The 21,247-nt window shown below is 57.2% G+C and carries 21 protein-coding genes; 10 read left to right on the top strand and 11 right to left on the bottom strand.

Annotation, left to right across the window (positions count from 1 at the left end):
- Positions 1-12: 12 nt before the first annotated feature.
- The 3 genes from BN1130_RS03210 to BN1130_RS03220 all read right to left on the bottom strand — a co-directional run bounded on the left by BN1130_RS03210 (position 13) and on the right by BN1130_RS03220 (position 1,946).
- The gene (locus BN1130_RS03210; RefSeq protein ID WP_042040288.1) at positions 13-255 is read right to left on the bottom strand and encodes a DUF3297 family protein; all 243 of its coding nucleotides are present in this window, start codon (positions 253-255) and stop codon (positions 13-15) included.
- A gap of 97 nt (positions 256-352) precedes the next feature.
- Positions 353-1,669 carry a HipA domain-containing protein gene (locus BN1130_RS03215; RefSeq protein ID WP_084218112.1) on the bottom strand — a complete coding sequence of 439 codons (1,317 nt, stop codon included), beginning with the start codon at positions 1,667-1,669 and terminating at the stop codon, positions 353-355.
- Entirely contained in the window at positions 1,653-1,946 is a 294-nt protein-coding gene (locus tag BN1130_RS03220; RefSeq protein WP_232301917.1) for a helix-turn-helix domain-containing protein, read from the bottom strand. The genes BN1130_RS03215 and BN1130_RS03220 overlap by 17 nt, the downstream gene beginning before the upstream one ends.
- A 280-nt stretch (positions 1,947-2,226) precedes the next feature.
- Here BN1130_RS03220 and BN1130_RS03225 point away from each other — a divergent pair, with 280 nt between their 5' ends.
- The 3 genes from BN1130_RS03225 to BN1130_RS03230 all read left to right on the top strand — a co-directional run bounded on the left by BN1130_RS03225 (position 2,227) and on the right by BN1130_RS03230 (position 6,260).
- Complete coding sequence (locus BN1130_RS03225) at positions 2,227-2,760, top strand: metal-dependent hydrolase (RefSeq protein WP_042040290.1); 534 nt, start codon at positions 2,227-2,229, stop codon at positions 2,758-2,760.
- Positions 2,761-2,999: 239 nt separating this feature from the next.
- Positions 3,000-3,461, top strand: coding sequence for a hypothetical protein (locus BN1130_RS22075; protein WP_157013875.1), 462 nt, complete (start codon positions 3,000-3,002; stop codon positions 3,459-3,461).
- Between the two features lie 9 nt (positions 3,462-3,470).
- A complete protein-coding gene (locus BN1130_RS03230) occupies positions 3,471-6,260 on the top strand; it encodes a tyrosine-protein kinase family protein (protein ID WP_042040292.1) in 2,790 nt (929 codons plus the stop codon).
- A gap of 86 nt (positions 6,261-6,346) precedes the next feature.
- On the opposite strand, the gene trpA is transcribed toward BN1130_RS03230, so the two are convergent.
- The 6 genes from trpA to BN1130_RS03260 all read right to left on the bottom strand — a co-directional run bounded on the left by trpA (position 6,347) and on the right by BN1130_RS03260 (position 13,300).
- The gene (gene trpA, locus BN1130_RS03235; RefSeq protein WP_042040293.1) at positions 6,347-7,153 is read right to left on the bottom strand and encodes a tryptophan synthase subunit alpha; all 807 of its coding nucleotides are present in this window, start codon (positions 7,151-7,153) and stop codon (positions 6,347-6,349) included.
- Positions 7,150-8,343, bottom strand: coding sequence for a tryptophan synthase subunit beta (gene trpB / locus BN1130_RS03240; protein WP_042040294.1), 1,194 nt, complete (start codon positions 8,341-8,343; stop codon positions 7,150-7,152). Before trpB ends, trpA begins: the two co-directional genes overlap by 4 nt.
- 197 nt (positions 8,344-8,540) lie before the next feature.
- Positions 8,541-9,947 carry a bifunctional indole-3-glycerol-phosphate synthase TrpC/phosphoribosylanthranilate isomerase TrpF gene (gene trpCF, locus BN1130_RS03245; protein WP_157013876.1) on the bottom strand — a complete coding sequence of 469 codons (1,407 nt, stop codon included), beginning with the start codon at positions 9,945-9,947 and terminating at the stop codon, positions 8,541-8,543.
- Positions 9,948-9,991: 44 nt separating this feature from the next.
- Positions 9,992-11,005, bottom strand: coding sequence for an anthranilate phosphoribosyltransferase (trpD, locus tag BN1130_RS03250; RefSeq protein ID WP_042040296.1), 1,014 nt, complete (start codon positions 11,003-11,005; stop codon positions 9,992-9,994).
- A gap of 10 nt (positions 11,006-11,015) precedes the next feature.
- On the bottom strand, positions 11,016-11,615 hold the full coding sequence (locus tag BN1130_RS03255) for an aminodeoxychorismate/anthranilate synthase component II (RefSeq protein ID WP_042040297.1): 600 nt from the start codon (positions 11,613-11,615) through the stop codon (positions 11,016-11,018).
- A gap of 80 nt (positions 11,616-11,695) precedes the next feature.
- Complete coding sequence (locus tag BN1130_RS03260) at positions 11,696-13,300, bottom strand: anthranilate synthase component 1 (protein ID WP_042040298.1); 1,605 nt, start codon at positions 13,298-13,300, stop codon at positions 11,696-11,698.
- A 433-nt stretch (positions 13,301-13,733) separates the two neighbouring features.
- Here BN1130_RS03260 and rnm point away from each other — a divergent pair, with 433 nt between their 5' ends.
- The 7 genes from rnm to tesB all read left to right on the top strand — a co-directional run bounded on the left by rnm (position 13,734) and on the right by tesB (position 19,076).
- Positions 13,734-14,621, top strand: a complete 888-nt coding sequence (rnm, locus tag BN1130_RS03265; RefSeq protein ID WP_042040299.1) for an RNase RNM — start codon at positions 13,734-13,736, stop codon at positions 14,619-14,621.
- Positions 14,622-14,703: 82 nt separating this feature from the next.
- Positions 14,704-15,324, top strand: coding sequence for an L-threonylcarbamoyladenylate synthase (locus BN1130_RS03270; protein ID WP_042040300.1), 621 nt, complete (start codon positions 14,704-14,706; stop codon positions 15,322-15,324).
- 31 nt (positions 15,325-15,355) lie between these two features.
- Complete coding sequence (locus BN1130_RS03275) at positions 15,356-16,180, top strand: segregation and condensation protein A (RefSeq protein WP_042040301.1); 825 nt, start codon at positions 15,356-15,358, stop codon at positions 16,178-16,180.
- Complete coding sequence (locus tag BN1130_RS03280) at positions 16,170-16,403, top strand: hypothetical protein (protein ID WP_157013877.1); 234 nt, start codon at positions 16,170-16,172, stop codon at positions 16,401-16,403. The genes BN1130_RS03275 and BN1130_RS03280 overlap by 11 nt, the downstream gene beginning before the upstream one ends.
- Positions 16,387-16,959: an SMC-Scp complex subunit ScpB gene (scpB, locus tag BN1130_RS03285; protein ID WP_042040304.1), complete on the top strand. Its 573-nt coding sequence runs from the start codon at positions 16,387-16,389 to the stop codon at positions 16,957-16,959. The genes BN1130_RS03280 and scpB overlap by 17 nt, the downstream gene beginning before the upstream one ends.
- Positions 16,960-17,101: 142 nt before the next feature.
- The gene (gene rluB / locus BN1130_RS03290; protein ID WP_042040305.1) at positions 17,102-18,025 is read left to right on the top strand and encodes a 23S rRNA pseudouridine(2605) synthase RluB; all 924 of its coding nucleotides are present in this window, start codon (positions 17,102-17,104) and stop codon (positions 18,023-18,025) included.
- Positions 18,026-18,203: 178 nt separating this feature from the next.
- Complete coding sequence (gene tesB / locus BN1130_RS03295) at positions 18,204-19,076, top strand: acyl-CoA thioesterase II (RefSeq protein ID WP_005898684.1); 873 nt, start codon at positions 18,204-18,206, stop codon at positions 19,074-19,076.
- 143 nt (positions 19,077-19,219) lie between these two features.
- Here tesB and BN1130_RS03300 read toward each other — a convergent pair whose 3' ends face one another.
- Both BN1130_RS03300 and BN1130_RS03305 read right to left on the bottom strand, forming a co-directional pair.
- Complete coding sequence (locus BN1130_RS03300; RefSeq protein WP_042040306.1) at positions 19,220-20,389, bottom strand: dicarboxylate/amino acid:cation symporter; 1,170 nt, start codon at positions 20,387-20,389, stop codon at positions 19,220-19,222.
- Positions 20,390-20,669: 280 nt separating this feature from the next.
- Positions 20,670-21,247 (bottom strand): class I SAM-dependent methyltransferase (locus BN1130_RS03305; RefSeq protein ID WP_370736598.1); only part of this gene is annotated, 578 nt, incomplete at its 5' end.

Consider the following 21,247-nt stretch of genomic DNA (forward strand, 5'->3'; position numbering starts at 1 on the left):
TGCCATGGGCTATTAGGCGTAAAACGCCTCGACGGTGCCCTTGACGGTGATCAGCATGGGGTTGCCATAGCGATCCTTTGCCTTGGGGGAGGGGATCTTCACCCAACCTTCGCTGATGCAGTACTCCTCGACATTGGTGCGCTCCTTGCCGTTGAGGCGAATGCCGATCTCGTGCTCGAAGCACTCTGCCACATGGTGCGGGCTGCGCGGGTTGGCCGCCAGACGGTCGGGCAGTGCAGGTTTGTTGTCGCTCATTTTATGGACCTGAGTTTGATAAAAAGTGGGTCATTGTAGGCAATGCCCGCCACGGGCTCAAGGCTGGGTTGCGTCCCATGAGGTGGACAAGGCCCGGTTACAGTTGCAGCTCGGGCAACAGCGTCGCCTGCTCCTGAAAATGGTGGCAACGGCGCTCAACGTCGTCTCGGTAGCCTGCCAGATAAGCCAGCTCGGCGGGATTGTCTGTCTCAACCATGGCGATAGCGGCATCCAGATGGTGAAGGATGTCGTTGGCCACCTTGTGCAAGGTCTGTTGCAACAGGCGTTTGGGCAGGTCACACGCTTCAGCCATCTCCAGCAACTGCCATGCGTTGACCGCCTCGGGGGCAAACTCGTCGCCTATGGCCATGGCCAGATGCTGGTTGAACTCGGGGTAAAGCCCCACATTGACCAGATCGTACCAGGGGGTGGGCATCAGCCCTGCTTTTGATACGAAGAAGCTGTAGTTCTTGCCGTGGGCATCGTGATTGTTGACGCAGAGGTTGAAGAGCAGCCATTGCAGCATGTCCAGTCTGGCCTGCGCCGGATTGACACAGAGGGCGCTGAGGCTGAACAGCCGTGGCAGGCTCACCCCTTCCCGAATATGGGCCACGTCCCGCCCGTCACCGAAGTTGCGTTCATATTTTCGGGCGACGGGAAACCCCAGCCCCTGACAGGCATCGATCATATGGCGACGGCGTACCCTAACGCCATCCTCATCGAGGCGCCGATCGAAGCGTTCTACCAGCAAGCCTCGGTGGGACTTATCGCCTTGGCCGACCCTGTGCAGTTCGACCTGTGCCACCTGCATGCCCAGCAGTGCGGCCAGCCGCATGGTCACAAACTCATTGATCACCAGATGAGGATGGTGCTCGAACTTGAGGAGGTGGGTGGAACAGAGCTCGCCCTCGCCAAATCCCAGCGCCCCCTCGAGTCGCAGCAGGTTGAGCTTGGCCTGCACGCCCGCAACCGAGAGGCGGGGGCGACCATCCCAGACTTCCAGCGGCCAGATCTCGGGCTGATCGAGGCGCAGCAACAGCTCTTCCGGGGTGATGGGGCGAAAATGGGTGGGGACGTCGGGCTCTGCGGGCAGGGTAAAGGTGACAGCCCCTGAGACATCGCGGCCGATGCCGTGGATCAGGGCAAAGAGATTGCTGCGCGAAACGGAGAGCGCCTCAATCAGATGGTCCAGCCCGCGATTTTCAGGCAGCAAGTTGCCGAGATATGCCCGGACTTGGGCGCTGCTGGCCGAGCCATCCAGCGCCAGCGGGGGGGAGAGCGGGAAGCCACGTGCTTGCCACTCAGGTGTATAGCCGAGCTGAAAAGTATCCCGTTGGGAGTCATATTCAAGATGACCGATCAGCTGGTTACCCAGCCGAAGTTCCAGCCGATGGTGCTCAGAACCACTCATCATCACCGACCTCTGGTTGGCTGTTGCCGCTCGCTACCTGTGAGCCCGTTTCTTGCACCAGTTGCAACCTCAGCCCCAGCGCCTTCATCACTTGCAACAGGGTCGAGAGGTAGACATCACCCCCCTTTTCAATCTTGATCAGGGTCTTCTTGGAGATGCCGCACAGTGAGGCCGTCACCTCCTGGGTCATCCTGGCGGCCTTGCGCCTCTCGCGGATCGCCAGCCCCAGCGAGGCGGGATCCAGTTCTTTCGGGCCGGTTTGCAACGATGCGTCTGCCATCATGATCACGGAAAAAAGTGTAGGTTATTACACCTTAACCCATGGCAAGAGTAAACAGCAATAAAAAGTGTACGATGGTGCACTTTTTATGGTCCTGGTGCTGGTTGCGAGATAAAAGTGTAGAGGAGTTCATTTTTTAGAACAGAAAGGTGGTTAGTGATGGTCCGGGGGGTGATCGAGGGGCCGGGAGGGGCTCGCTTGCAGAGCCGCAGTGCACTTCATGTTCACTTCACCGAGCGGGGGTAGGGTAGGAACCGGTTTTCAGTTGGAGCTTTACCCTATGCCCGCCATAGTTACCCACGCCGTCGTACCCCTCTGCCTAGGGCTCGGGCTTGGCAGCCGGATTATTCCGCCGCGTCTGCTGCTGGTGGGGGTTGCCATCGCCATGCTGCCCGATGCCGATGTGCTCGCCTTCAAACTGGGAGTCGCCTACGGCCATGTCTTTGGCCACCGCGGTTTTACACACTCATTGCTGTTCGCCTTTGCCCTGCCCACTCTGGCCATGCTGTTTCACCGCCAGCTTAGGGCGAGTGCCGCCACTGTCTGGTCGTTTCTGCTGGTCTCGCTACTTTCCCACAGCCTGCTCGATTCCCTCACCACTGGCGGCAAGGGGGTTGGCTGGCTCTGGCCGTGGCGTGACGAGCGTTTCTTTGCCCCCTGGCAGGTGATCCGGGTCGCCCCCTTCAAGCTGGAGGCCTATCTCACCGCCCGAGGCGAAGCGGTGATCTTCTCCGAACTCTACTGGGTCTGGCTGCCGGGGGTTGTGTTGATGCTGGTATTGATGGGGTGGCGGGTGTGGGGCAGGGGGCTGTAGTGGTGGGATTCATGTATGGGAATGGCTATTGGATATATCGTGCACATTTCAGCCCTGCATTGCACTCTATATCCTTGAGGGTACAAATAAGGATAGGGATACACCCGCTTGTGATGCTGTTCGGACAGAGCTTTTCACCTGAAAATAGGTGGTCTAAATATGTTAATATTAAATATGGTGTACTTAATCTTGGGATTTGATATGATCCTTTTATGGGACTTTTTTCCTAGGGGCGTTACGTGACGTATTTGGAATATTTATCATCTGCAAGAAAGCATAATCATACCTGCAGGGTATTAAAAGAAAAAATTGATTCATTACCAGTGGAAGAGGCCGGTGGTGATGAATATAAGTATTTGGTAATGAGTCTTTATTATTTGTCTGGGTATATTATAGAGTGTGCAATTAAGTTCAAGATATTTCAACTAAATGGATATGATGTTCATGCTGAAGTTGATGCAGCCTCTTGTTCCAAGGTTGGTATTGATTATCAAAAAAATATAAAAACACATAGTTTTCAAAGATTGCAGAATTATTTGAGTTCATTAGTTAGTGACCTATCCTATGTAAGTGATCAAAAAGACCTTAACAAGCTTCTTCATAATTGGTCACCTGAATTAAGGTATGCTTACTTTGAGTTAGATTATCTTAAAATAAAAGAATTGCATGAGCATACAGTTCAATTTCTAAAAAAAATGTAAGGGTTGATAATGTTAGAATCAATTCGGTTTATCCAAAGGTTAGAAGATGATCTTCGTGAGAATGTTGAACATAGTAACATTCAAGATTTTTATATTGAGTTACGCGTCAATCAAACCATTGAAGTATATGTTGTTAGCGACATTATTTACGAAAAATCTGATTTGTATTTGAAATCTATTTTCGCTGATGAGCTAGAAAATGAAAATATAGATATTGTTTTTTTAAGCTCTGCAAAAGCTAATAGTGATGATTATGAACATCTATTTAAAGGTGATAAAACATCATATGGCTTGAGGCGTTCTTTAGGTGCATTGCTGAGCATGAAAAAGAGCAATGATGATAATGGCAATGTAGTTACATTTTTTAGCTATAAAGGTGGGGTCGGTCGCACAACTTCGCTAGCACTTACAGCCACATATCTAGCGAGAAAAGGTAAAAATGTTTTTGTACTAGATTGTGATTTTGAAGCTCCAGGGTTAATAAACTTCTTTAATAGCTCACAATCCGATAACTGTAAGAGCGGTTTGGTTGAGTATTTGAATGACCGTGTTTTTTTGCAACAATGTGATATTGAAAATTATGTCTATGAAATAGAGAAAAGCTACTCTGGTAGTGGAAGTATAAATCTCATGCCTGCTGGTAATATCTTGCACAGTCATGAGGATTTAATTTCTTACTTGGAAGGGCTTGCCAAGATAGATATACAAGGTGAGCGCCTGGTAAAAATATTAAGTGATGTAATTAGTGACATAAATTCTAAATATCACCCTGATGTGATATTGGTTGATTCTAGAACAGGGTTTAATAACGCTTTTGGTGCATTATCTCAAATTTCCAAAACGGTAGTAGTTCTTGCTGGTGATGACATACAGAATCAGCCAGGGATAGAGTATGTAACGCGAACCTTGAATGAAATGAACATAAATGCATGTTTTGTTCTTTCCATTTTGAGTGGTAACTTTAGTAAAAGATACAATAATTTTGTAAGTCAAATTCAAGGTCTTTCATCATTTGATGCTGAAGTATTTTATTTTGATCGTCAGAACACTCTAGAGTTTATAGGGACACCTTTAGAAGATAAAGATGATGTAGATGATTTTATTAACGGTGAGAATGGTTCTGGTCAATATCAAAAGTTTTTTAATTATATTTATGAAGTTACAACCTCGCCCGGCATTTTAAAACATGAGATTGAGTTAAAAGAAATAGAAAAAGAAGAGGGTGAAAGTAACGTCTCATTTTTGAATTCTACAGCTGTAGATGATTCAACATCAAATGTGAGTGAGAGTATAGATGTAGATGAGCGTGAATTGTGTATTTCTATACAAGATAAGGTTCTGAATGATGTAAAAGGCAGGTTGCCTAATTTATATGCTGAGAACATTGAGTATTCTGATGAATATATAAATAAATATTTCTATTTTCGTCCGTGCATGGAAGATTTATTCATTCCTGAAAAGAGTATTCTGCTGGGTGATAAGGGAACAGGAAAAACAGCTTTTTATAAAGCACTTCAGATAGATAGCTTTTTCCAAATGTTGACATCAAAGGCACAAAAGCAACATTTAGATTATCATGTACTAAACGTTACAGATTTTGATAATGATAACTTTGAGTTTTTAGGATTTGATCGGTATATCAAAGATGAGTTGTTCATTAAAAAGTTCTGGATGTTCTTTATCTGGAATGCGATTCGATCTAGAAAAGAATATAGTGGGGAGCATAATAATCTATTAATTGATTTAAAAATAAGTTCTCATGAGCAAAGTAAAATCATAGCTTTAATTAATGATGATGATTTGTATGAGAAAATTGTTAGCGATCTAAATGAAGTTAACAAGGATCTAAAAAGTAAAGATAAAAGGTTAATAGTCACTTTTGACCAGTTAGATAACATTGTCAAACCATTCTTATGGAATGATGTTATATCTCCATTGGTTAAGATCGCAATGAGATTTCCATATGACTATATCCATCCCAAGTTATTTTTACGTAGGGATCTTTATGAGCGCCTAGGTAATTTGACGAATAAAAACTCTTTTAGTGCAAGAGTAATAGACCTTGAGTGGTCTCAAAATGAGATATTTTCATATTTTTTGAAAATTGTATTTAGCTATTCAAAAGAAAATTTCTTTAAGTTTCTTGACTCCTCTTTGCCAAGCCCTGCGCTAATCTCTCAGATTAGGAAAAAATTAAAAACAAAAAATATCGAACACAATCAAATACCATTAGATAAACATCTAATCCAACCTGTTATTAATGCTTTTTTTGGTGCCCCAAAACCGAAGAAGAATGGTCGACTCAGCACTGCATATGAAGACTTGTATCGCAACATTCAAAGTGCAGATAAGACCGTTAATTTGCGTCCTTTTATTGACTTAATAACCAATGCAATTGAAGAGCAGGAAGAACAAGATGCTGAAAAGCAATATAGAGGGAAGTCTATAATTGGATTGGCATATTGTACAAGTAAACAAGTGCGAAAGAATGCTGTTGTTAAATATCTGGAAGACCTATGGAATGAACAGGGTAACGAGTTCGTTAAATATTTTTGTTTGGATTTGGCAAATAATAAAATCAGTGAGCAATATAAAAAGAATGTATTAAATGAGAGTAATTTTGATAGGCTGTTAGAGGAGGTAAAGTCAAATCACATTGATGACTTGAGTATCCAAAATGGAACGCTAGAAGATTTTAAGCAAATCCTTATAGCCAACAAAATAATAACGCCATACATGGTCGGAAGTAAAACGAGGTATGGTTTCGCCTATTTGTATACTAACTATCTTGGTCTGTGATCTCTGCTTTTATTATTTAAATGGAAAGAAAGGGAGACTCTAGTGGTCTCCCTTTCTTATTACATATATACAGATACATCCTGTGCTTATCGATTGGTCGCCGCCTTCATCCCTTCCACAAACTCCTTCAGACGAGTGAGCATATGTTCCGGGTTCTTGTGGTGGGTCTCGATGATCTTGACCACGGCCGAACCCGAGATGGCACCGGCGGCGCCGGCCTTGATGGCTTCACGTACCTGGGCCGGTTCGCTGATGCCAAAGCCGAGCAGGGCGGGGGGAGCATTGAACTCGCGCAAGGTGTTGATCAGGCCATCCACCGGCATGCCGGCCTTGGTCTCGGCGCCGGTCACGCCGGCGCGGCTCACCAGGTAGGTGTAACCACTGCCAAGCTCGGCCACGGCTTTCAGGGTCTCGGTGTCGCCGTTGGGCGGGGCGATAAAGATGCTGTCGATACCGAACTTGTCGGCCGCCGCCTTGTAGGGGGCGCACATCTGCACCGGCACGTCGGCCACCAGCACCGAGTCCACCCCTGCCTGCTGGCACTTCTCGTAGAAGCCATCGATATGGCGCACATAAACGAGATTCGCGTAGACCAGCAGGCCAATGGGCAGCTCCGGGTACTTGGCGCGGATGCGGCCGAGCAGGCCGAAGCAGTCGTCCGGGGTGGTGTGGCTGGCAAAGGCCCGCAGGGCCGCCCCCTGAATGGTGGGGCCGTCCGCCACCGGATCGGAGAAGGGAATGCCGAGTTCGAGGGCATCGGCGCCCCCTTCGACCAGGGCATCGACGATGGCCAGGGAGAGTTCGGGGGTGGGGTCACCCAGCATCACGAACGGCACGAAGGCGCCCTGATTGACGGCATCCAGACGGGAGAAGAGTTGTGCGTAGCGATTCATGACAGGGTTCCTTCTTTCTCGAAAATGTCGGCAACGGTGAAGATGTCCTTGTCGCCACGGCCGGAGAGGTTGACGATCAGCACCTGCTCTTTTTCAGGTTCGCTGCGAGCCATCTTGAGGGCGTGGGCCAGGGCGTGGGAGGACTCCAGCGCAGGGATTATCCCCTCGGATTTGGCCAGCTCCTGGAAGGCGTCGAGCGCCTCCTTGTCGGTGATGGAGACATACTCGGCGCGGCCGATGGCGGCCAGGTGGGCGTGCTGGGGGCCGACGGAGGGGAAGTCGAGCCCCGCCGAGACGGAGTAGGACTCCTGGATCTGGCCCTGGTTGTCCTGCATCAGGTAGGAGTGCATGCCAAAGAAGACCCCCTTGCTGCCGTGCCCCAGCGGTGCACCGTGCTCGCCGCTCTCTATGCCGTGACCACCGGGTTCGACCCCGATAAGGCGCACTTCCTTGTTGTCAATGAAGTCAGCAAACATGCCGATGGCGTTGGATCCGCCGCCGACGCAGGCGATCACGGCGTCGGGCAAGCGCTCTTCTTTTTCGAAGCACTGGGCCTTGGCCTCCTCGCCGATCATCTTCTGGAACTCCCGCACGATTGTGGGGAAGGGGTGAGGGCCGGCGGCGGTGCCGAGCAGGTAGTGGGCGCTGTCGTAATTGGCAGCCCAGTCACGCAGCGCCTCGTTGCAGGCATCTTTGAGGGTGCTGGAGCCGGAGTGCACAGGAATGACGGTGGCCCCCATCAACTTCATGCGAAACACGTTGGGCTTCTGGCGCTCGCAATCCTTGGCACCCATGTAGACCCGGCACTTGAGGCCGAGCAGGGCACAGGCCAGGGCAGTGGCGACCCCGTGCTGACCGGCGCCGGTCTCGGCGATGATCTCGCTCTTGCCCATGCGCTTGGCGAGCAGGGCCTGACCCAGCACCTGGTTGGTCTTGTGGGCGCCGCCGTGCAGCAGATCTTCACGCTTGAGGTAAAGCCGGGTCTTGGTGCCCTTGGTCAGATTGCGGGTCAGGGTGAGGGGGGTCGGGCGACCGGCATACTCGGTGAGCAGCTCCCCAAACTCGGCCACGAAGGCCGGGTCATCCTTGGCATCGACGAAGGCCTTCTCCAGCTGGAGCAGGGCGGGGATCAGGATCTGGGGCACATACATGCCACCAAATTCACCAAAAAACGGATTGAGCAGGGTCATGGTTATCTTCCTTTACATTCTGCAATTGAGATCAGGTATGAGCCTTGGCGGGCTGAGGCGTATGGCTGGGGCACATACATGTCATCGACGAAATTCACCGAAAAACGGGTTGAGCAGAGTCATAGATTATTCCTTGTGCTTATAGGCAAATCCAGTTCATTAATTTGGTGCATGTTCAGAGGGCGCGCAGAGCACTCTTACAGTTGGCGCAGGGCGCCAAAGGCTGCCGCTATTTTGTGCGCATCCTTCTGGCCCGGGGCACTCTCCACCCCGGAGTTGAAATCAAGGCCGAGGCAACCCACCTGGGCGGCCTGCAGGGCGTTGTCGGGATTGAGCCCCCCCGCCAGCATCAGCTTGGCTTTATCCAGCTTGGCCAGCATGGCCCAGTCGAACGCCTGACCGGTGCCGCCGCTCTGGCTGCCGACTTTTGTATCCAGCAGCAGGCGATCCGCCGGGAAGTCGAGGGCGGGTAGCGGCTCGCCGCTTGCCTTATCGAGAGTGACGCCGACCGCCTTCCAGATCTCGCAGTGGACGGGCAGCAGGGGGCGCAGCGCCTCGATATAGGCGGCGTCCTCCTCCCCGTGCAACTGCACGGCGACGAGCCCGAGGGCCTCGACCGTCTTGGCGATGGTTTGGGGCTGGGCATTGCGAAATACCCCCACGTAGCTAAGCGGTGCGCCAGCCATCACGGTGCGGGCGCTCGGGATATCTACATAGCGCGGGCTTTTCGCCACGAAGATAAGGCCGCCAAATACCGCACCTGCCTGATGGGCGGCGGCGGCATCTTCTGGGCGGGTGAGGCCGCACACCTTGTTCTGACCCAGGACAAGCCTTCGCACCGCCCCTTCCAGGTCGGATTCGCTCATCAAGGAGGAGCCCACCAGGAAGCCCTTGGCATGGGCGTGCAGGTCGGCGACCTGGCTGCGATCCTGGATGCCGGATTCGCTGATGACCACGCGATCCCCTGGGATCCGCGCCGCCAGCTGGCGGGTACGATCCAGGCTCACGCTCATGTCCCGCAGGTCTCTGTTGTTGATGCCGATCACCGGCGAGCCCAGCGCGATGGCACGTTCCAGCTCCTCTTCGTTGCTCACCTCGGTCAAGACCCCGAGGCCCAGCTCCCTGGCGACGGCGAACAGGCTGCGATACCCCTCATCGGTCAGCACCGAGAGCATCAGCAGGATGGCGTCCGCCTGATAGTGGCGGGCCAGATAGACCTGATAGGGGTCAATCATGAAGTCCTTGCAGAGCACGGGTTGCTTGACCCTGGCCCTGACTCTGGGCAGGAAGGCGAAATCCCCCTGAAAGAATTTCTCGTCGGTCAGTACCGAGATGGCGGTGGCGTATTTGCCATAAATATCGGCGATGGCTTCGGGGCTGAAGTCGTCGCGGATTAAGCCTTTGGAGGGAGAGGCCTTCTTGCATTCGAGAATAAAGCGAGTGCCGCCTGCCCGCAGTTCCCCCTCAAAGTCCCTATCACTTGGAGTGAGCGCGGCCTGGAAGCTTGCGAGGGGCTGGGCCAGTTTGCGGGCCGCCACCCACTCCTGCTTGGCAGCCACAATGTTGCCGAGAATGGTCTGGCTCAGGGAGGGGTGGTTAAGCATTTCGATATCCTTGCTGCGATGAGTTGTGTTGGGTCCCGCTGACATCATGCCTCCTGATGGCTCAGGGTGGCCAGCGCCTGGGCGAGGGCGCTGGTTTCGCCGCTGGCGAGCTTGGCCAGCACCTGGGCGGCGGCACGCTTGAGGTCCGGGGCCTTGCCTGCCATCACCAGCAGCGGGGCCACGTTGGCGGCGATGGCGGCATTGTGGGCCTGGGTGCCTTTTCCTGCCAGGATGGCGGCGGTGATGGCCCGGTTCTCTTCCGGCTCGCCCCCCTGAATGGCGCTGACCGGGTAGGTATCGAGCCCGAAATCGGCTGGGGTGAGCAAGTACTCACGAATTTCGCCATCGCGGATCTCGGCGACCTGGGTCGGGCCGTGAATGGCCACTTCGTCCAGACCCGCACCGTGCACCACCATACCGGTTTTCAATCCCAAGGCCAGCAGGGTTTCGGCAATGGGGCGCACCAGTTCGGGGGCATAGACCCCCATCAGCTGATAGGTGGGGCGGGCCGGGTTGATAAGCGGCCCCAAGACGTTAAATAGCGTCCTGGTTTTCAAGGCCTGGCGCACCGGCATGGCATGGCGTACCCCGGCGTGGTACTGGGGGGCAAACAGGAAGCAGATGCCGAGCTCGTCGAGGCAGCGGCGAGCCTGGGCCGGGCTCATGTCGAGCTTGATACCCATCTTGTCGAGCAGATCGCTCGAGCCCGATTTACTTGAGACCGAGCGGTTGCCGTGCTTGGCCACTTTCAGGCCGCAGGCGGCGGCGACCAGGGCCGAGGTGGTGGAGACATTGATGGTATTGAGGCCATCGCCGCCGGTGCCGACGATGTCGCAAAAGGGGTAATCGGGGCGCGGAAAATCCCGGGCCTCGGCCAGCAGCGCCTCGGCGGCGCCGGCTATCTCTTCGGGGGTCTCGCCCTTGAGCTTGAGGGCAGTCAAGAGGCTTGCGAGCACTATGGGGTCCACTTCGCCGCGCACGACCTGACCGAAGGCGTCACGGGCTTCGTCGCGGGAGAGAGACTGTCCCTGATAGAGGGTGTTGAGATGATGCTGCATGAGGGTCTCCTTACCGCACACTACTAACTGGACGGGTGATATGGGCGAGGGCCTGGGTGAGCAGGCGTGCCCCTTCGCACGTCAATATGGACTCGGGGTGGAACTGGAAACCGAGCACTCGCTCATCCCCTTGCTCGATGGCCATGGGCATGCCCTGATAGTGGGCAATCACCTGCAGCTCTTCGGGCACATAGGTGGCGACCAGGGAGTGGTAGCGCGCCACCGGCAGGGGGCTTTGCAGACCGGCGAAGGCACCGTGGCCGTTGTGCTCTATCAGGGAGCGCTTGCCGTGGACAATTTCACCGGCGGCGCCGACGGTGCCGCCATAGGCTTCGCACAGGGCCTGATGGCCGAGGCAGATGCCGAGGATGGGCACACGGCCGCGGGCCAGCTTGATGAGATCGATCAGGCAGCCCGCCTCATGGGGGGCGCCAGGGCCCGGGGAGAGCACCAGCACGGCGTCGCCACCACAGGACTCTATTTCCGCCATGATGCGGGTCGCCGGCAGGCTGTTGCGATAGATGCGCACCGGATAGCCGAGGGTGCGGAACTGATCCACCAGGTTGTAGGTGAACGAATCAAAGTTATCGAGCAGGAAGATATTAGTCATGGGACTGCTCCTTCGAAGTGCGGAACTGATCGGCCGGGGCGCTGTAGGTAAAGGAGTCGAAGTTATCGAGCAGGAAAATATTAGTCATGATGTTGCTCCTGCTGGGCGCTCAGGGCTTGCAGTGAGGTGCCATGGCTGGCGGCGATGGCGGCCAGCACGGCGGCAGCCTTGGCGCGGGTCTCGTCCGCCTCCATCTGGGGCTTGGAGTCATAGACCACACCGGCACCGGCCTGGACATGGGCGATGCCATTCTTGACGAAGGCAGAGCGGATCACGATGCAGGTATCCATCTCCCCTGTGCCGTTTAGATAGCCGACGGCGCCGCCGTAGCTGCCCCGTCTGCGCCCTTCCACCTCACGGATCAGCTCACTGGCCCGCAGCTTGGGGGCGCCGGTCAGGGTGCCCATGTTCATGCAGGCCTGATAGGCGTGCAGGGCATCCAGATCGGATCTCAGGGTGCCGACCACCCGGGAGACCAGGTGCATCACATGGCTGTAGCGATCCACCTTGAGCAAGTCCTTCACGTAGCGGGTGCCGGGCTCGGAGATGCGGGCGATGTCGTTGCGGCCCAAGTCGACCAGCATCAGGTGCTCGGCGACCTCCTTCTCGTCCTGGCGCAGTTCGAGCTCGATGCGGCCATCGAGATCCAGATTGATGCTGCCATCGGGGTTGAGGCCACGGCGGCGGGTACCGGCGATGGGGTACATCTCCACCTCGCGGCTCTTGGCGCAGAACTTGACCGCGCTCTCTGGGGAGGCGCCAAACAGGGTGAAGCCCTCGTCCTGCACATAGAACATGTAGGGGCTGGGGTTGGTCTGCTTGAGGCGGCGATAGGCGGCGAGCGGGTCGGGGCAGGGCAGGGAGAAACTGCGCGACGGCACCACCTGGAAGATGTCGCCCCGACGGATGAAGCCCTTGAGCCGCTCGACTTCGGCGCAGAACTGCTTGTCGTTCTTGTCCACGCTCATGCCCGCCGTCAGCACGGGGGCGGTCCGCGTGACGGCGAGGTCTTGCTGGCAGGCCAGCTTGAGGGCCGCCAAGCGGTCGGTCAGCCGGGCACAACGCTCGTCCAGGTCCCCTTCGCCACCGAACAGGCAGGCGCTGAGCTGGGTGCTCTGCTTGATGTGATCGATGGTGATCAGGGTCTCGGCCACATAGAAGCAGTAGTCGGGGCAGTCGTTGCTGCCTTCCGGCACCTGGGGCAGATCTTCGAAGGAGGCAATCAGGTCATAGGCAAAGGTGCCCGCCAGGAAGAGCGCCTCTTTGCCGAGTTGGCAGTGCAGCTCGCGCTGCAGGGTGCGCAACACGTCCAGTACGCCATAGCCCTTGAGGCGGCTATCTTCATCCAGCTCCCGATCCGAGGCGGGAAAATCCAGCACCAGTTCGCCATCGGCATCAGCCTGGCTGATGAAGGTCGGCAGGTGAGCGCGCAACAAGGCTTGCAGCGCAGGGCCGTTGTCATTGAGGGTGCGCACTCGCACCCTGCGGCCCCGGCACTCGATGCGCAGGCAGGCATCGACCAGCAGCAGGCTCTGGGTGCCCGCCTTGGAGTCTATCTCCACCGATTCGAGCAGCAGGGTGTTGGGGCTCTCCTGACAGAGCCGGGTGAACAGGGCCAACGGGTCGGCCACATAAGGGGCGTTGAGCTTGAGGGCGTCAAATTCGCCCAGGGATAAACGAGTCATAAGGCCTTCCCTTGCGATGGTACTTGGCGTGTGCCTATGGAGTGAAAACAGCGAGTCATGACGTTCTATTCCTTGAAATTGAGTGGGTTTTGTCCGCTTCAGTCGGGTTGCCATCGCCATGTCTGTTTAATCGGTTTCATCACGCGTCCATTTACCGGATAATAAAAAAGCCCGCTGGGGTCAGCGGGCTTTTTCTTTGTGTTCTTTATTTGCTGTCAGATTACAGGTACAGCAACGACCACACGCCCGCATGTCAGGGAATGTGCCACCACCAGTTTGCGTTCAGGGTGATTGTCGTTTGCATGATAGAGTCCTGTGACTGTCATTCGAGTGGATGCCCTTGGCATCGAAGTGCCTACAGAAAACGATAAAGCGGCGACCAAGTCAAGTCGCTTTTGCCAATTCGCCCTGAACCATGTGAGCGAGATAGCCAATGCGATTCGATCTGCACTGCCATACCACAGCCTCCGACGGTGTGCTGGCGCCCAGGGACCTGGTGCGCCGCGCCGCCGAGAAGGGCGTAGAGGTGTTGGCGGTCACTGACCACGATACCCTCGCCGGACTTGACGAGGTGCGCGCCACCATCGCCGCCGAGCAGCTGCCGCTGCGGCTGGTGAGCGGGGTCGAGATCTCCACCGCCTGGGAGCATAACGAGATCCATATAGTGGCGTTGGGGGTGGATGAAAAAAATCCACTGTTGATGGATTTTCTTGCGGCCCAGCTCGCCCGGCGCGAGGCCAGAGCCCAGGAGATTGGTCGGCGCCTGGAGAAGTGCCAGATCCCCGGCACCTATGAAGAGGCCAAGCAGCTGGCCGGCGACGCCGCCGTCACTCGCGCCCATTTTGCCCGGGTGCTGGTGGCCCGCGGCATTGCCGACAACATGCAGAAGGTGTTCAAGAAATACCTGAGCCGGGGCAACAAGGGTTATGCCCCGGCCGACTGGCCCGAGATGGCGGCGGCGATCGCCGTGATCCACAGTGCCGGTGGCCTGGCGGTGCTGGCCCATCCTAGCCGTTATGATCTTACCGCCAAGTGGATCAAGCGGCTGCTGGTGGTGTTCAAGGCCGCAGGGGGGGATGCCATGGAGGTCTCCCTGCCCCAGCAGAGCCCGGGGGAGCGCGCCAATCTGGGCCAGTGGGCCAAGGATCACGATCTCTATGTGTCGGTCGGCTCTGATTTTCACTTCCCGTCCAACTGGACCGAGCTGGGCCGCCATCTCTGGCTGCCCAAGGAGGGCACGCCGCTCTGGCTCGCCTATCCGGGCCATTTCGGACTCAGCAGCGATGAGCACCAGCGCTTGTTGGCGAGCCGTGCGACCTGAGTGGCGCCAGCCGATAGGCAGCGTGCTAAAGTGGCTATTGTATTGAAGGCAGGATGAGCCTGCCCTATTCCGGGAGGAATATATGACTCAGCATTTCTATGTACATCCAGACAATCCCCAGGCCCGTCTCATCAGCCAGGCGGTGCAGATCATTCAAAATGGTGGCGTCATCGCTTATCCCACCGACTCGGGCTATGCCCTCGGCTGTCACATGGGCGACAAGGGCGCTCTCGAGCGGATCTGCCGCATTCGCCGCATCGATCCCACTCATGATTTCACCCTGGTGTGCCGGGATCTCTCCGAGATAGCCACCTATGCCAAGGTGGACAACAGCGCGTTTCGTCTGCTCAAGAGCAATACCCCGGGTGCCTATACCTTCATCTTCAAGGCGACCAAGGAAGTGCCGCGCCGCCTGATGAACGAGAAGAAGAAGACCATCGGTATCCGGGTGCCCGCCAACAACATTGCCCTGGCACTGCTCGAGGCCCTCGGTGAGCCGCTGCTCTCCACCAGCCTGATCCTGGCGGGATCCGAGATGGCGGAGTTTGACCCGGAAGAGATCGCCGACAAGCTCGGCAAGCAGCTGGATCTGGTACTCAATGGTGGTTATCTCGGCGAGCAGCCGACCACTGTGGTCGATTTCTCCGACGAAGACCCCGTGGTGCGCCGCCGTGGCGCCGGAGATCCCACTCCGTTTGAATGAGGCCAGCGCACCATCCCATGAGAGGGAGAAGATGACGCCGATGGTGGCCACACCCATCGCGACCGTACTGGGGCAGCCCTATCATGAGCTGCCCCAGGATCTCTTCATCCCCCCGGATGCGCTGGAGGTGTTTCTCGAAACCTTCGAGGGGCCGCTGGATCTGCTGCTCTACCTGATCCGTCGCCAGCAACTCGATATTCTCAACCTGCCGATCCTGCAGATCACCACCCAGTACATGCGCTATGTGGAGCTGATGCAGGGGCTCAATCTGGAGCTGGCAGCCGAATATCTGCTGATGGCGGCCTGGCTTGCGGAGATAAAATCCCGGCTGCTGTTGCCCAAGGCGCCCGAGCTGGAAGACGAAGACGAGGGGGAGGATCCCAGGGTCACTCTCATTCGCCGCCTGCAAGAGTATGAGCGCTTCAAGCATGGTGCCGAGCGGCTCGATGGCTTGCCCAGGGTGGAGCGGGAGATTTTTATTGCCGCCGCCCTGCCACCGGACTTTGGCGCCCTCAAGCCGCTGTCACCCGATGTCTCCCTGGTCGAGCTCGCACTCTACATGCAAAGTGTGGTAAAACGCGCGACGCATTTTGAGCATCACCAGATCCGCCGCGAGCAGATCCCGACCCGGGTACGCATGGCCGAAATTCTCGCCTTGCTCTCCCTGGGGCAGACGCTGCAGCTGGCCGATGTGCTGCGCGCCGAAGAGGGGCGCATGGGAGTGCTGGTCAGTTTTCTGGCTCTGCTTGAGCTGTGCAAGGAGCAGCTTATCTGGATCTTGCAGGCCGAGCCGCTGGGCCCTATCCATTTCGCCCTGGCAAGCCAGATAGAAGAGGCGAGCGGACATGAGCAATGAGTCAATGTGGCTGGCCCTGCCCGCCGCGATGGCGGCAGGGGCGGCCATGGCCCTCCCGTCGGAAGGGGAGCCGGGGGCCATCGTCATCATTCACGAGCGAGAGTTCATTAATTCGCCAGCCGACTTGTGGTATGCTGCGCCCCGCGATTTTTGCGCTGCGGCCATCTTTGGCGAGCGCGGTCTGGCAAGCCTGGAGGAGAGTGGTCATGGCTCTGCCTGCTGAACGGCTCAAGACCCTGCTCGAGGCGGCGCTGTTCGTGGCGGGTCGGCCCTTGACGGTGAGCGAACTCAAGGGCAGCGTGCTGGCGGATTATCCGGTGACCAGCCGTTACGTGCAGCTGCTGCTGGCCGAGCTCAAGCAGGATTACAGCGAGCGGGGGGTGGAGCTCAAGGAGGTCGCCTCCGGTTGGCGTTTTCAGGCGCGCCAGGAGTATGCCGAAGAGCTCTCCCGGCTGTGGAGCGAGCGGGCGCCGCGTTACTCGCGGGCCGTGCTGGAGACGTTGACGCTGATTGCCTATCGTCAGCCGATAACCCGGGCCGAGATCGAAGCCATCCGTGGGGTGGCGGTCTCTAGCCAGATAGTGAATACCCTGAAAGAGCGTGGCTGGGTGCGCAGCATAGGCCACAAAGAGGTGGTGGGTCGGCCCGAGCTGCTCGCCACCACCCGAGAATTTCTCGATTATTTTAATTTGCAGAGCCTGGAACAGCTCCCCGAGCTGGATCCTGAACTGCAACAACCCTTGTCCGCCATGCTGGGCGAGGAGAGCGCTCCCCATTGAGCAAGCCGGTCGAATGAGCGGTGCGATCTGGTGAGTGCGGTATCTTAATCATTGAAGCGGTGGCGGATCCCCGTCTGGGATCCACCACAGTCATTACCCTTGCCCGGCATGCCGGACAGGGAACAACAATCAGGTAACCCCGATGAGTGAAAAACTGCAAAAAGTGTTGGCCCGCGCGGGTCACGGCTCCCGTCGTGAGATGGAGGCCCTGATCACCGCAGGTCGGGTCAGTGTGGATGGCAAGGCTGCCACACTGGGAGATCGCGTCGAAGTGAACGCCGTGATCCGGGTGGATGGTCATCAGATCAAGACCCGTGCTGCCGAAGAGCAGATCTGCCGTGTGCTGGCGTATCACAAGCCAGAAGGCGAAATGTGTACCCGCCACGATCCGGAAGGTCGTCCGACCGTGTTCGATCGTCTGCCCAAGATGGATGGTGCCCGCTGGATAGCGGTGGGGCGTCTGGACGTCAACACCTCGGGTCTGCTGCTGTTCACCACCGACGGTGAACTGGCCAACCGCCTGATGCACCCGAGCCACCAGGTGGAGCGTGAATACGCGGTGCGGGTGTTTGGCGAGATCACCGAGGCCATGCTGCAGCGTCTGCGCAAGGGCGTGCAGCTCGAAGATGGTCTGGCCAAGTTCAACAAGATCAAGGCAGCCGGTGGCGAAGGCCTGAACCAGTGGTTCAACGTCACCCTGACCGAGGGTCGCAACCGTGAAGTGCGCCGCCTGTGGGAATCCCAGGAAGTGCAGGTGAGCCGCCTGATGCGGGTGCGTTACGGCGACGTTACCCTGGATCGCGGCATCCCCCGTGGTGGCTGGAAAGAGCTCAAACTGCAGGAAGTGAACTACCTGCGCGGCTTGGTCCACATGAACTACGAGACCGAATCCAAGGTCGATCTGCAGCAAGAGGGCAAGAGCACCCGTCACAAGCAGGCCGCCCAGATCCGCCGCGCCGTCAAACGCCACAAAGAGATGCAAGGTCAGGAGCCCCGTGCCCGCACTGCGAGCGCCCGTCGCAAGCCGACCTCCTCGACCCGCAACTCGGGTACCGGCAGCAAGTAAGCCGCCAGTCATGCTGACTGACGCGAAACAGGGCCCGCACTCCTCAGTGCGGGCCCTGTTCGTTATGGGGGCGCCACAGGGCCTGGGGCTGTGCGCCTCAACCCTGTCCGCGGGAAAGGGAGGTTGCCTCGGCCCTGGCTCCTTGTTAGCCTCTGGCTATCGGATACAGGAGAAACTAATGAGCAAGGTACTGGATGAGCTGCTGGCACTGCTGGCGCTGGAGAAGATCGAAGAGGGCCTGTTTCGGGGCCAGAGCCAGGATCTCGGCCTGAGAGCCGTGTTCGGCGGGCAGGTCATGGGGCAGGCGTTGTCCGCCGCCAAGCAGACGGTGGCCGCCGATCGTCAGGTACACAGCTTTCACTCCTATTTTCTGCGCCCCGGGGATGCCAATAGACCCATCGTCTACGACGTGGAGAACATCCGCGACGGTCAGACCGTCTCCACCCGCCGGGTCAAGGCCATTCAGGGCGGCAAGCCCATCTTCTACCTCAACGCCTCCTTTCAAGTCGAGGCCGAGGGCTTCGAGCATCAGATCAGCATGCCGGAGGGGATCACGCCTCCTGAGTTGCTCAAGAGCGAGCTGGAGCTGGTGCGTCCCTATGAGCATCAGATCCCGCCCGCTCTGCGTGACAAGATCCTGTGCGAGAAGCCCCTCGAAATTCGCCCGGTGACCCTGGTCGATCCGATCCGGCCGGATGTCCACGAGCCGCTGCGCCACGTCTGGTTCAAGGCCAATGGCCAGATGCCGGATGATCCCAGGGTGCACAAGTACCTGCTGGCCTACGCCTCGGATTTCCATTTCCTGTTTGCCGCCCTGCAACCTCACGGCGTCTCTTACTGGGAACCAGACATACAGGTGGCCACCATCGATCACTCCATGTGGTTCCATCGGGACTTCCGCCTCGATGACTGGCTGCTCTATGTGGTGGACAGCCCGAGCGCCAGCGCCGGCCGTGGTCTGGTGCGCGGCCAGTTCTTTACCCGGGACGGGGTGCTGGTGGCGAGCACCGCCCAGGAGGGGGTGATCCGCCGCCGGGGGAGCAAGCCATAGTCGCAGGTTGTATATCGGAAGCGCTGTCGGGGCACTGTGTTCAGTGCGAGCGTGGCGACGAGTGGGTGAAGGGGTCAGCCCCATCAGAGATCGCACCATAAAAAACGGGAGCCATTGGCTCCCGTTTTTTATGACCGTCAGAGTCAGGCAGCTTCAGACCGTGAGGTGCTATCACGCTGAGCGAAGCGATCGGCCCAGAGGGCGATGACGCCGTCTCCGGTCACGTTGCAGGCGGTGCCGAAGCTGTCCTGGGCCAGGTAGAGGGCGATCATCAGGGCGATGGAGGCCTCACCGAAGCCGAGCATGGAGGTGAGCAGGCCCAGGGCGGACATGACGCCGCCACCCGGGGCGCCGGGCGCCGCTATCATGATGACCCCAAGCATCATGATGAAGGGCAACATGGTGCCGTAGCCCGGGATGGCCAGGTGTTCGGAGAGGTACATGACGGCGGTGGCACAGGTCACCAGGGTAATGGTGGAGCCGCACAGATGGATGGTGGCGCACAGGGGCACGGTAAAGTTGGCAATCCCCTCGCTCACCCCGTTCTGACGGCTGGCGCGCAGGGCCACCGGGATGGTGGCGGCGCTGGACATGGTGCCCAGGGCCGTGAAGTAGGCGGGCAGCATGTTCTTGAGCAGCATGAGCGGCGAACGGCCAAGGGCCAGCCCGGTGCCGACGAACAGCACACAGAGCCAGATCCAGTGCATCAGGATCGCCATCACCAGCACCACCCCGAAGGTCTTGAGGGTGGTGAAGACGGTGCCCTCCACCGTCATCTCCACGAAGACACCGGCGATATAGATGGGCAGCAAGGGAATGATCACCCGGGCCAGCAGGCGGTCGATGATATCGCGGCCCTGATCGGCGATACGACGCAAGTCAGTGGCCTCATTGGCGCTGATGCCGATCCCGAAGATGAAGGCGGCGGCCAGGGCCGACATGACCCCGAACAGCGGTGGTATCTCCATGTTGATATAGGAGACCAGCTTGCTGGCCGGATCCGCGCTGGCGGTGGCGGCCTCGGTCAGGGTCGGGATCAGCCGACTGGCCAGGGTGAAGGCGAAGGTGCCGGCCAAAATGGTGGAGCCATAAGCCAGGGCCACCGTCTTGCCGAGCAGCTTGCCCGAGTTCTTTGGCAAGCTGGCGATGCCGCTGGTGATAAAGAACAAGATGATGAGCGGAATGGTGAAGCCAATCAGCTGGCCGACCACCGTCTTGGCGGTGAACAGCAGACGGGCGACCCAGTCGGGGGCATAGAGGCCGAGCAGCAGACCGGCGAGGATGCCGGCGAGGAGTTTGAGCACGAGTTTCATGGGCAGATCCGGTATGAGTGTCTGACTTGTTATTGTCTTCTGAATTTAGTGCGGCTTTTTAACACATATACACTCTTATGTCTGTCTATGCCTTGTTATGGTTGTGTTAAATGTTGTGAAGGATGCATCTATCCGATAGATGCGCTTGCGAGCCAGGTGCCGGATGGCCTGGGTTAGTCCGCCGGTGAAGACAAGGTAATACCAGGCCGGGGGCGCCACTCATCCGGACCAGAGGAGTCGTCGGTAGCGGACTCTGACCGAGCCCATCCATCGATCAGAGTCAGCCCTTGCGCAGCAACAGATGGCGCCAGATTCGGGTCTCGGGCTCCGGGGGCAGGGGAGCCTGCCACTGCCGGATCAGATGCAGCGAGCGGGCGCTCAGCAGTGCCAGCTCATCGGCATCCATCCTGGCCTCTGCCTCGGGGCGGTCACTCTCCGCTGGCAGGATCAGCCGCTCACCGAGAGGGAGGTTGCAGTAGAGGATGCCCCCGCTCTTGAGCAAGGCGGCCAGTCTGGTCAGCATCAATGCCCGCTGGCAGGCTGGCAGATGAGGGAGCAGATCACAGGCCCAGATGCCATCGAAGGGCACCACTGTGTGCAGCGTACTGATGTCGCCGACTCGCACCGGTAACTCCGCATGACGCGAAGCGCGCCTGGCCAGGGTGATATCGACCTCGATGGCACTCACCACATAGCCGCTTTGCTGGAAATGGCGGGCATCCTGCCCCTCGCCACAACCCGCATCGAGCAGATGCGCGCCGGGGGCCAGCTCATGGCAGAAGCTGTGAGGGAGGGGGGCGCGGGGGAGGAGATCGAGAGGGAGAGCAGCTGGCATCGGGGGATCGGGACAATAGAGAG

The organism is Aeromonas rivuli (genome assembly GCF_000820045.1).
Taxonomy (GTDB): domain Bacteria; phylum Pseudomonadota; class Gammaproteobacteria; order Enterobacterales; family Aeromonadaceae; genus Aeromonas; species Aeromonas rivuli.

Coding starts and splice junctions, on each gene's coding strand:
- BN1130_RS03210 (WP_042040288.1), bottom strand. CDS start 255: ATGAGCGACAACAAACCTGCACTGCCCGACCGTCTGGCGGCCAACCCG.
- BN1130_RS03215 (WP_084218112.1), bottom strand. CDS start 1,669: ATGATGAGTGGTTCTGAGCACCATCGGCTGGAACTTCGGCTGGGTAAC.
- BN1130_RS03220 (WP_232301917.1), bottom strand. CDS start 1,946: ATGGCAGACGCATCGTTGCAAACCGGCCCGAAAGAACTGGATCCCGCC.
- BN1130_RS03225 (WP_042040290.1), top strand. CDS start 2,227: ATGCCCGCCATAGTTACCCACGCCGTCGTACCCCTCTGCCTAGGGCTC.
- BN1130_RS03230 (WP_042040292.1), top strand. CDS start 3,471: ATGTTAGAATCAATTCGGTTTATCCAAAGGTTAGAAGATGATCTTCGT.
- trpA (WP_042040293.1), bottom strand. CDS start 7,153: ATGAATCGCTACGCACAACTCTTCTCCCGTCTGGATGCCGTCAATCAG.
- trpB (WP_042040294.1), bottom strand. CDS start 8,343: ATGACCCTGCTCAATCCGTTTTTTGGTGAATTTGGTGGCATGTATGTG.
- trpCF (WP_157013876.1), bottom strand. CDS start 9,947: ATGCTTAACCACCCCTCCCTGAGCCAGACCATTCTCGGCAACATTGTG.
- trpD (WP_042040296.1), bottom strand. CDS start 11,005: ATGCAGCATCATCTCAACACCCTCTATCAGGGACAGTCTCTCTCCCGC.
- BN1130_RS03255 (WP_042040297.1), bottom strand. CDS start 11,615: ATGACTAATATCTTCCTGCTCGATAACTTTGATTCGTTCACCTACAAC.
- BN1130_RS03260 (WP_042040298.1), bottom strand. CDS start 13,300: ATGACTCGTTTATCCCTGGGCGAATTTGACGCCCTCAAGCTCAACGCC.
- rnm (WP_042040299.1), top strand. CDS start 13,734: ATGCGATTCGATCTGCACTGCCATACCACAGCCTCCGACGGTGTGCTG.
- BN1130_RS03270 (WP_042040300.1), top strand. CDS start 14,704: ATGACTCAGCATTTCTATGTACATCCAGACAATCCCCAGGCCCGTCTC.
- BN1130_RS03275 (WP_042040301.1), top strand. CDS start 15,356: ATGACGCCGATGGTGGCCACACCCATCGCGACCGTACTGGGGCAGCCC.
- BN1130_RS03280 (WP_157013877.1), top strand. CDS start 16,170: ATGAGCAATGAGTCAATGTGGCTGGCCCTGCCCGCCGCGATGGCGGCA.
- scpB (WP_042040304.1), top strand. CDS start 16,387: ATGGCTCTGCCTGCTGAACGGCTCAAGACCCTGCTCGAGGCGGCGCTG.
- rluB (WP_042040305.1), top strand. CDS start 17,102: ATGAGTGAAAAACTGCAAAAAGTGTTGGCCCGCGCGGGTCACGGCTCC.
- tesB (WP_005898684.1), top strand. CDS start 18,204: ATGAGCAAGGTACTGGATGAGCTGCTGGCACTGCTGGCGCTGGAGAAG.
- BN1130_RS03300 (WP_042040306.1), bottom strand. CDS start 20,389: ATGAAACTCGTGCTCAAACTCCTCGCCGGCATCCTCGCCGGTCTGCTG.